At 43.4% G+C, this 8,425-nt stretch carries 9 protein-coding genes; 4 read left to right on the top strand and 5 right to left on the bottom strand.

The window, feature by feature from the left end; genetic code table 11:
• Nucleotides 1-53: 53 nt before the first annotated feature.
• A complete protein-coding gene (locus HW45_RS20555) occupies nucleotides 54-347 on the bottom strand; it encodes a hypothetical protein (RefSeq protein WP_038229341.1) in 294 nt (97 codons plus the stop codon).
• A 376-nt stretch (nucleotides 348-723) separates the two neighbouring features.
• Here HW45_RS20555 and HW45_RS20550 point away from each other — a divergent pair, with 376 nt between their 5' ends.
• Nucleotides 724-1,215 carry a VOC family protein gene (locus HW45_RS20550; protein WP_038229339.1) on the top strand — a complete coding sequence of 164 codons (492 nt, stop codon included), beginning with the start codon at nucleotides 724-726 and terminating at the stop codon, nucleotides 1,213-1,215.
• A gap of 141 nt (nucleotides 1,216-1,356) precedes the next feature.
• On the opposite strand, the gene HW45_RS20545 is transcribed toward HW45_RS20550, so the two are convergent.
• Nucleotides 1,357-2,715: an aminotransferase-like domain-containing protein gene (locus tag HW45_RS20545; protein WP_038229337.1), complete on the bottom strand. Its 1,359-nt coding sequence runs from the start codon at nucleotides 2,713-2,715 to the stop codon at nucleotides 1,357-1,359.
• 166 nt (nucleotides 2,716-2,881) lie between these two features.
• Between HW45_RS20545 and HW45_RS20540 the strand changes: the two genes are divergently transcribed.
• Together HW45_RS20540 and HW45_RS20535 are read left to right on the top strand one after the other, a co-directional pair.
• A complete protein-coding gene (locus tag HW45_RS20540; RefSeq protein WP_038229335.1) occupies nucleotides 2,882-3,490 on the top strand; it encodes a LysE family translocator in 609 nt (202 codons plus the stop codon).
• 122 nt (nucleotides 3,491-3,612) lie between these two features.
• The gene (locus HW45_RS20535) at nucleotides 3,613-4,008 is read left to right on the top strand and encodes a PaaI family thioesterase (RefSeq protein WP_038229329.1); all 396 of its coding nucleotides are present in this window, start codon (nucleotides 3,613-3,615) and stop codon (nucleotides 4,006-4,008) included.
• Nucleotides 4,009-4,165: 157 nt separating this feature from the next.
• Here the strand turns inward: HW45_RS20535 and HW45_RS20530 are convergent, their stop codons facing one another.
• A complete protein-coding gene (locus HW45_RS20530; protein WP_038229327.1) occupies nucleotides 4,166-4,552 on the bottom strand; it encodes a winged helix-turn-helix transcriptional regulator in 387 nt (128 codons plus the stop codon).
• A 149-nt stretch (nucleotides 4,553-4,701) separates the two neighbouring features.
• Here HW45_RS20530 and HW45_RS20525 point away from each other — a divergent pair, with 149 nt between their 5' ends.
• Nucleotides 4,702-5,244, top strand: coding sequence for a nuclear transport factor 2 family protein (locus HW45_RS20525; protein ID WP_038229325.1), 543 nt, complete (start codon nucleotides 4,702-4,704; stop codon nucleotides 5,242-5,244).
• A 129-nt stretch (nucleotides 5,245-5,373) separates the two neighbouring features.
• Here HW45_RS20525 and HW45_RS20520 read toward each other — a convergent pair whose 3' ends face one another.
• The gene (locus HW45_RS20520) at nucleotides 5,374-5,724 is read right to left on the bottom strand and encodes an ATPase (protein ID WP_081875870.1); all 351 of its coding nucleotides are present in this window, start codon (nucleotides 5,722-5,724) and stop codon (nucleotides 5,374-5,376) included.
• Between the two features lie 9 nt (nucleotides 5,725-5,733).
• Nucleotides 5,734-8,082 (bottom strand): S8 family serine peptidase, encoded by a 2,349-nt coding sequence (locus HW45_RS20515; RefSeq protein WP_038229323.1) that lies wholly within the window; start codon nucleotides 8,080-8,082, stop codon nucleotides 5,734-5,736.
• Nucleotides 8,083-8,425 lie beyond the last annotated feature (343 nt).

Raw genomic sequence — 8,425 nt, 5'->3', positions numbered from 1 at the left:
AGTGTCGTCTACTCGACAAAAGTAAGCTACAGGAATGACTGGATTTGGGCACTTTACCGTATATCGTAACTAATTTGCTTACTTACGTTCTTTAGTTGCACCCCGACCTTACTAAACGCCGTTTGGATAATCGTTGAGACATGCTGCTGACCTTCTCCCATTAAAAAGTTTGCTCTATCTTGATTCGTTTCGAATACGCAGACGATTTTTAAGCTCTGTGGAAAAGAATTGAATTTAACAGTATGAGTCACCCAAAGAAAACCATCGTAGCTTTTTAGCGTCCCTTCACATACTTCGGTCAGTACGTCTCTAATTAAATTTTCAACTTTCTTATCTGATTTACGCATGGAGAGAATTTCCTATTTGTAATGGATAAATAAATATGACTACGTACTTAGCGCTCCCAATGTTTGGAAAGCAGGTCAACCAACAGGGGTTGAGGTTGGAGTATACCCACATCAAACTCATAAAGGGCAACTGCCTTTGAGAAATAGAGAAAAGCCTGTTTCGACACTTGCTAGCAATCTGTCTGCTCTCGAAGGCTGTTGGACAACAACGAAACGCCTATGTTTGCCAGCACACGCTCTATGAAAGCCATTAATAACGTTGCGTTATCATTTTTATAATTATTGATAATTTTTAAAAACCACCAGTCATACTTATACTTCTCCACATCGAAACGAAACACGAAACGAATAATCAAATCAGTTTTTGGAGAAAGTTATGAAAATGAATCACGTTGGTATCATGGTTGGCGATATGGACAAAGCGGTAGAGTTCTACACTAAAGCACTAGGCCTTCGCATTGTAATGAACAACACTAAAGTAATCGAAGAGCGCGAAAGTGCAATCGGTCGTATGTGTATTGCAGTATTTGGTGAAGGCTTCAAAGGCTTCAACATTGCTCACCTAGTAACTAATGACGGTATCGGTGTAGAGCTGTTCGAAATGGTTGACCGTGAAGAGCGTCATAACGTTGACTTTTCTCGCCTAGGTATCTTCCACTTCTGTCTACAATTGCCAAAAGAGCAGTTTGAATCAGCAATCAAACGTGTAGAAGAGTTTGGTGGTAAAGTGCGCATGGATATCCACCGTTACCACCCAGAAGATGATTCTAAGCAAGCTCAAATGGTTTACCTAGAAGACCCGTTTGGTAACTTATTTGAGTTCTACTCTCACTCTTACGAAGACACTTACGCTTCTGATTACGAGTAACTCTCTCATTTGCTAATGAAATAATTCTAATGCCCACTAGATATTTGTCTCGTGGGCATTTTTGTTTTGTTGCCTCAATGAATCTCGAAAAAAGTGAGTTAGTGAGGCTCTTGCTGACGCAAACAACACAAACAATGAAGCTTAAGTAAGCCGTGCGATTTGCTCTCTTACAATCTCTAAAGCTGATTGCAATTGTGGACGACTTGATGGACCTGCCAGAGATATCCTCACCGCTGCCGGAACTTCATAACGACCCACAGCAAACATTTCTGCTTCTCTCACTCTGACCCCATATTTCAGCAACGATTGGTTAAAATGATACCCGGTTAGCGGTTCAGTCAAAGGTAGCCAAACATTGTAGCCAGGCACACCAATCTGGATTTTGGGAAATACCGTCTTCCAGACTCGATGACGTGCATTGAGTTCCATCGCGATCTCTTCATCCACAGCTTGCATCGCACCGCTGGTTAGCCAGCGACACACCAGATCAATGATTAGCGGACTAACATACATACAACTGGCTCGTAGCGCACGTTGCATTAAGTCCTTGAAAGACAATGGTAGAATGATAAAGCCTAGTCGCAACCCACCCGCAAAGTACTTAGAAAAGCTACCCACGTATAAGGTAATATCCGGAGCGATAGCAACTAACGGACTCTTTCGATGAGACGGCGGGCAGTAGAGCACATCGTCCTCAATAATTAGCACGTTGTAGCGACGGCATATTTCAATGATTTTCAGTCTTCGGCTGTCCGATAGCTGGGCTCCGGTCGGGTTTTGAACTCCCGGTGTTAGGTAAAGTAGTTTGGGGCGATGTCTCTTACAGTGCAAAGCCAAATCTTCCGGGTCTAATCCATTCTCATCAACTTTTACTGGCACTAACTTTCGTTCGGCTTGTTGACATGCGTGCATGAATTCCGGATAACACAAGCCTTCAGCAAGAATAGTATCTTGGGGACGGCTTAGTGCTTGTATAATCAACGATATTCCGTGCTGCCCTCCATGTGTCCACACCACTCGTCGGGCATCAATATCGATATTGAATTTGGTCATCAGCCATTGTCGAAGGGTCTCACTATGACCATGAATACCATCAGCGGAGTAATAATCCAGTACCGCTGCTTGCGCGATTTCTTCGTGAGATAACTCCTTCAATGCGTCAGCAAGAAATTTCGGCTGTGACAACAGAAAAGGTCGGCAACGTGCCAAATCAATACCTTTTTCTTCCAATACCGGATGATAAAAGTGATTCAGTTCAGTTTCTCTGTTCCGAACATAGGTCCCGCTTCCTACTTTGGGCTCCGTTAGTCCCCTTCGCTCAAGCTCATGATAGGCTCTTGTCACCGTTCCAACTGTCACACCCAATCGATAAGACAAAATACGCTGGGGTAACAATTTAGTATCCGGCGCCAGCTCACCACTTTCTATCACCTCAGCAATCGCATCAGCCAGTGCCATAAACTTAGGTCCGGAACGACCCGATATATCTGGGACTAACATTGTCTCTCTCCAAAGGGGTACAATTGTTTCTTATAATCAGGATAAATAAGGCCTGAAGAAAATGAAACCAAAGAATTGTCACCATGACGCATTAACTGTAGGTCTATCTCTCTGAGCACCTTTACTCTTGGGCTGTCTGTACTTGTTTGAGAGGAGAAGAAAGGAAATGACGACATTATGGGACTTAATGCCGGCCATGAGTTTATTCGCGTTTGTAACCGCCATCACCCCGGGGCCGAACAATTTATTGCTCGCCAATTCAGGGGCACAATTTGGCATCCGGAAATCATGGCGACATCTAATTGGCATTCGTATTGGTGTAGCCGGGCTGATCCTGCTCTGTGCATGTGGCGTAGGTGTCGCTCTTACGACTCACCCTAGTTGGTATCTAGCAATAAAATACCTTGGTCTGGCTTATATGTTTTGGTTGATGATAAAGCTTTTATGTACCAACCCTTTCTCCGGAAAATCCACCAAGAGCAAACCAATCAATATGACTCAGGCTACGTTATTTCAACTGAGTAATATGAAAGCCTGGATGGCATCACTCGCTTTGGTAACAAGCTATAGCCTACCCTCCAGCTATTGGCTCTCTGTGGCACTGATTACCCTAGTATTTACGACATTTGGACTGTTTGCCAATATCACTTGGGTTTGGGTTGGTCAAAAAATCCGAGTTTATCTCAATACCACCTTAAAACAGCGCATGTTTAATATCAGCCTAGCCGCTATAACGTTTATATCATTGTTGCCAGTGTTGGAGCACTCTATCTGAAAAACACCTGTCACCCTTGTTATATGAACACTAATTTCTCACAACTAATTATTGGCATATGCCAGTTATATTTATAGTATCTCTGGCAAAGCTTAAGGAGTCCATTAACCTGAAGGTACGTTATGTCTATTCATCATCCTATCAACCACCAGCAATGCGCCATTTGCTGCCAGCCTTTTTTCAACCCACATACAACTCTTGAGTTCATTCCTACGTTAGATGGTGGAGTAAGAGCTAAAATCGTACCCATGGAGAATGTGCAAGGCTACCAAGATGTCATGCAAGGTGGGGCAATCAGCGCTCTACATGATGCCGCCATGACCCACTGCCTTTTCTCTCGCGACGTTTGTGCCATGACAGCCCAGCTTAATGTTCGCTTTATCAAGCCAATACCTCTTAACACGTTAATTGAAGTACAAGCTCATTGCTTAAAAAGCAAACGAGGTTTGTATATATTAAGTAGTGGTATTTATGTGGATGGTGAGTGTTATTCAAGGGCTGAAGCGAAGTTTATGTAAATACCTCAATTGCGGATGGTCGTCAGTCTCCCTCGCGCAAGAGACGGGCTTCAGGAGCATGTAGTCCAATGAAAATAGAGTGTTAGATAAGTAGAATAAAACGCATATGGTTGAACTTTTAAGACTCTTTAGACGCTATGACATGCACATCATTTTTCTAGCCTTTTGTTTTACTATCATACTCAGCGCGAGCTTGCTCAATATTAGGTTTATGATTCTCTGCCCATTGAACAAGTTCATATAATGGCTTAACTAGTTGTTTACCTAATTCAGTCAACGCATATTCCACGCGAACAGGTACTTCTGGATAAACGGTCCTATTTACATAACCTTCTCTTTCCAAGTCACGAAGAGTTTGCGTCAACATACGTTGAGAGATTCCTTCAATTCTAGACTTTAAATCGTTAAATCGGTCAGGCCCATCGACTAGTGCAAATAAAATAAGCAACGACCATTTGTCACCGATTTGAGCTACCACGTTTCTAACGGGACAGTCTTGGGTATTATAAAACACACGCCTTTCCGTTTTCGTTGCTTTGACCATAACTTCTTACCTTTTCTCTGTACCAAACCCGCCAACAGTTACCAAAAGGTAACTAACGCATCTTTTGGTGCCTTATTGTACTGCTAGTAACTATAAATTACTATAGTTACTAAAAGTAACTAATGGAAAACTGTGAAAGGGAGTTAACTATGTTTAAAGCACTAACTACATTCATCCTTATTATCGTGACTAGCCACGTCTGCGCACAATCAGAAGACACTTTAACTATTGATTTTAAAAATTTAACAAAAGCAAACTGGACAGAACAGGAAGCGAAAAATGCCGCATTAATTACTGATTTTGTTCAGCATCTTATGAACAACCATGACTTTGACTATGTGATGGAGCACTACAATGATAGTTCTTACGTTCAGCACAACCGAAACCTCCCCGATAAAGTCACTGGGCTGGTTGGATTTCTCAAGGAGTTTGTCGAGGACTACCCAGAGTACAGCTATGATGTAAAACATATCTATGCTGACGGTGACTATGTGATCTTTCACTCTCACGCCACACTCAACAGTGAAGACAGAGGAAACGATCAAAAAGGGATGAATATTATCGATACTTGGCGTATTGAAGATGGTCGGATTGTAGAGCATTGGGATTCGATTCAAGCACTCGATTTCTCAATGCGAGTATATTCACTTATCAGTGGTGGCAACATCGAAAATGAAAATGGCGTGTTTTAAACCTCTTTTCGCTGGTCTTGTTATCGATGCCACCTCTTTAGATGGCGTTGAAATAGATGCCTTGGCCTGATTGTCAGACCAAGGCATTCTCGTTAACGCCGACTTAGTATCTTGAAATGAAGCATCGAATTACTGAGAGTACAGTTTCCTCGTTGGCTCAGGCTCCACGTACTCAACCAATGCGTTATCAGCTAAGGAATCAGCCTTTTCCTGCTCACCAGATACAACAAACACCCTCTGATTCTCCAATACCTCCACTACTTCTAATTGATGAGACATTAATAACTCCCTCACCTGTTGCTCCGCTCCCTGAGTGCACTTAACGTAAAATCGGGTTGGCTGCTCTGCCATGTCCACAGGTCTCTCATCTATTGGTGGAAAGGCCGGGTTGTCCGCGTAGCTTGCCGTCATGCTAAGGGCAAAGGCAAATCCGATTAACCAAGTTAGCCATTGAAAGCGAGAAGGTATGTAGTTCTTCATATCCACTCCTTACTGAAATGACAGTGTCCAACTGTTGATTGTTCCCGTATCTTGGCGAGCGCTATCTACCGCTTTAAGCGTCCAGTTCCCTTTAGACTCAACACCAGAAAAGTCTAAAGAATAGCTGGTCTTGATGTCACTAGCAGAACCTCCACTATTTTCGTGCAGTACTTTTTCACTATTGGTCGGTGAGATCAATGTCAGTTTAAGATCTCCGATATAACTGTGGGTAATGTCCACGGTGACCTCAACGCTTCCAGAATCACCAGAGCGTAAGACCTCTATTTGGCTGATTGCTCCGCTAGTATTGTTATCAGGGATCTCGACCGCGCTGTTGTTAGTGTAAGTGGATGGTGGTTGAGTGCCGCTCTCTGCACCATTATGAGAGGCAGTGAGCATCACACCAGAATATGCCGAGTAGCCCTTAACCAATACATGATATGTGCCTGCTGAGACGTCATTTATCGTGCAACGTTCATTATTTCCAGATTCCCATGAACGACAATCATAACGACGATTCGTCGGCTCTTGCTCAAAACTTACATAAAGATCAGCATCACCACTGCCGCCCACTAATGAGAAGCTAAGCTCGGTTGCATCAGCGGGTACATCAAATGTGAACAGACGACTTGATTGAGCGCTGCCTTGGAGCGGCCCTTTTGCAATACCATTAACTAATACCGTTTCTCCCTGCCCACCATCCGGACCATTACAACCTTGATCGAGATAGCGCTTTGCCGCATCAGCATCAACTAAGCCATAACCGGTTCTGTTATCTCTGCCAGCAACATCGATATCTTTTGCACTTGCGGTTAATGCTCGGCGAACTTGTGACGCGGTGCAATTTGGATGATAGCTCCACACTAGTCCTGCTACACCAGCAACATGTGGCGTGGCCATGGAAGTTCCATTGTAATACTCGTAGTCTTGCCCTTTTGATGTGGAAACGGTGACGATTTGGCCTTGTTGAGCGGCAAGCTCTAGCCCAAGTTCCCTATTTACCGTTACTGAAATCAAGCGATATTGGTCGTTGTCATCCAATACAAACGGGTTCTGCAAACCTGGTAATTCACTGTTGCTGTAGACAATAGCAGCCCTAGCACCTGCGTTATAACAGGCTTTGACAGCATTTATCTCAGGGCGAACGCCAGAGCGTTGATTCTCGATACGCTCAGTCAAACACACTTTGTCGGTAAGATCGCCACAGCGATAGTCGCCAGACGACACATCACATTGTGCTAACTCTCCGCTAAAGGATCCTGAGATCGGGTCCGATAAATAACGGCCAGAGTTTTTTGACTTGCGGTTGTGCGATACCACGCCACGCTTAAACTGACTGACGCCATTGAATATAATGTCACTCAACACCCCTTCTCCAACGGTTACCGTAGACAGTACTGCGACACCCGGAGCAGCAATCTCTACTTGGTCAGTAGCCTGAGAAAACGCTGCATGATCGTCGTTGTTATCAACAGCTGCCACAGACATTACCGCCTCGTATGACGCTGGATAGCTATGCGCGGTATTCCCATCGTTACCTGCAGCGGCGATGAGCAATACGCCTTGGTCGGATAATGACTGCAAAGCATTTTGCTCAGTGCGGCTGGCTTGGCTACCACCTAAACTCATGTTCACAACATCGGCACCATTCTCTGCACAGGTTTGTATTGCTTTCACCAAGCTTGACGAATAACCCCACCCCGACTCATTGAAAACCTTAACAATATGTAGATTCACCTGCTGATTTGGCATGACTCCTTTCACACCTTCACCATTTGCAATGGCAGCAATAGTTCCCGCAACATGCGTACCGTGAGCGTTGTTATATCCCGGTTCACTCCAAGAACCCGTTCCACTGTCATTGGTACCACGAACACGATTTCCACTCAGATCGTTATGGCTAACATCGTAGCCCGAATCAATAATGCAAACGGTTCGATTGCCAGCATTACTATCACTCAGCAACTGCGCATTAACAGCGTTATATCCCCACGGTGTTGTTTCGCTTAGTAGAAAACGGGGAGGATCAACTTCCACATACTCTACTTGTTCATGACTTCTTAACTTTGAAAGCTCAGCATCGTTGACCTCTATGCTGTAAATCGGCTCAGCGCTGATCTTCTCCACCGCACGCGCTTGGGCAGCTAGGAGAACATTCTCTGGCAACTGATTCAAACTTGGCTCTGTACCGTCCGCAGAGAAGGCCTCTCTAGAAACCTCTTGTTTGAACTTAATAATGTACTTAGCTGGAAAATCATCCTCGTTGAATGGCGCTATCTGAGAAGCATTCGCTATAGAGGTACCAAGTAGAACCAAGGTTAGTGAGGACAGGGTAAAAACCCCTTTTGTGTTGTGCATGTAATCTTTCCTTATCTAGCCATTTTAATTATTTTTATTCACGAACCATCACCTTGGTGACCATTTATGAACTATTTAGCTATAAGGCGTTGTCACTAACTTGCAAATAATAAGGTTTACTATTGATTGTTTTTTGCACTTCAAATCACTAAATAAACCCGAAGAGTGAACACTCAATAAGAGCATATACTCTAAAAAATTAAATTGACAAATTTGAAATTTAAACCATTGAATTAATGCTAATTTATTGTAATTTCCAAGATGAAAATTGAATCGATAATTAAGAGTTAATAGTAAAAATCGAAAAAATTCTCTTAAATAACAAAGCGAAAAAATAACAATT

Origin of the sequence: Vibrio sp. ER1A, assembly GCF_000733315.1 — a bacterium.
GTDB lineage: Bacteria > Pseudomonadota > Gammaproteobacteria > Enterobacterales > Vibrionaceae > Vibrio > Vibrio mediterranei.
This window is presented reverse-complemented; position numbering and strand designations above follow the sequence as displayed.

Coding starts and splice junctions, on each gene's coding strand:
- HW45_RS20555 (WP_038229341.1), bottom strand. CDS start 347: ATGCGTAAATCAGATAAGAAAGTTGAAAATTTAATTAGAGACGTACTG.
- HW45_RS20550 (WP_038229339.1), top strand. CDS start 724: ATGAAAATGAATCACGTTGGTATCATGGTTGGCGATATGGACAAAGCG.
- HW45_RS20545 (WP_038229337.1), bottom strand. CDS start 2,715: ATGTTAGTCCCAGATATATCGGGTCGTTCCGGACCTAAGTTTATGGCA.
- HW45_RS20540 (WP_038229335.1), top strand. CDS start 2,882: ATGACGACATTATGGGACTTAATGCCGGCCATGAGTTTATTCGCGTTT.
- HW45_RS20535 (WP_038229329.1), top strand. CDS start 3,613: ATGTCTATTCATCATCCTATCAACCACCAGCAATGCGCCATTTGCTGC.
- HW45_RS20530 (WP_038229327.1), bottom strand. CDS start 4,552: ATGGTCAAAGCAACGAAAACGGAAAGGCGTGTGTTTTATAATACCCAA.
- HW45_RS20525 (WP_038229325.1), top strand. CDS start 4,702: ATGTTTAAAGCACTAACTACATTCATCCTTATTATCGTGACTAGCCAC.
- HW45_RS20520 (WP_081875870.1), bottom strand. CDS start 5,724: ATGAAGAACTACATACCTTCTCGCTTTCAATGGCTAACTTGGTTAATC.
- HW45_RS20515 (WP_038229323.1), bottom strand. CDS start 8,082: ATGCACAACACAAAAGGGGTTTTTACCCTGTCCTCACTAACCTTGGTT.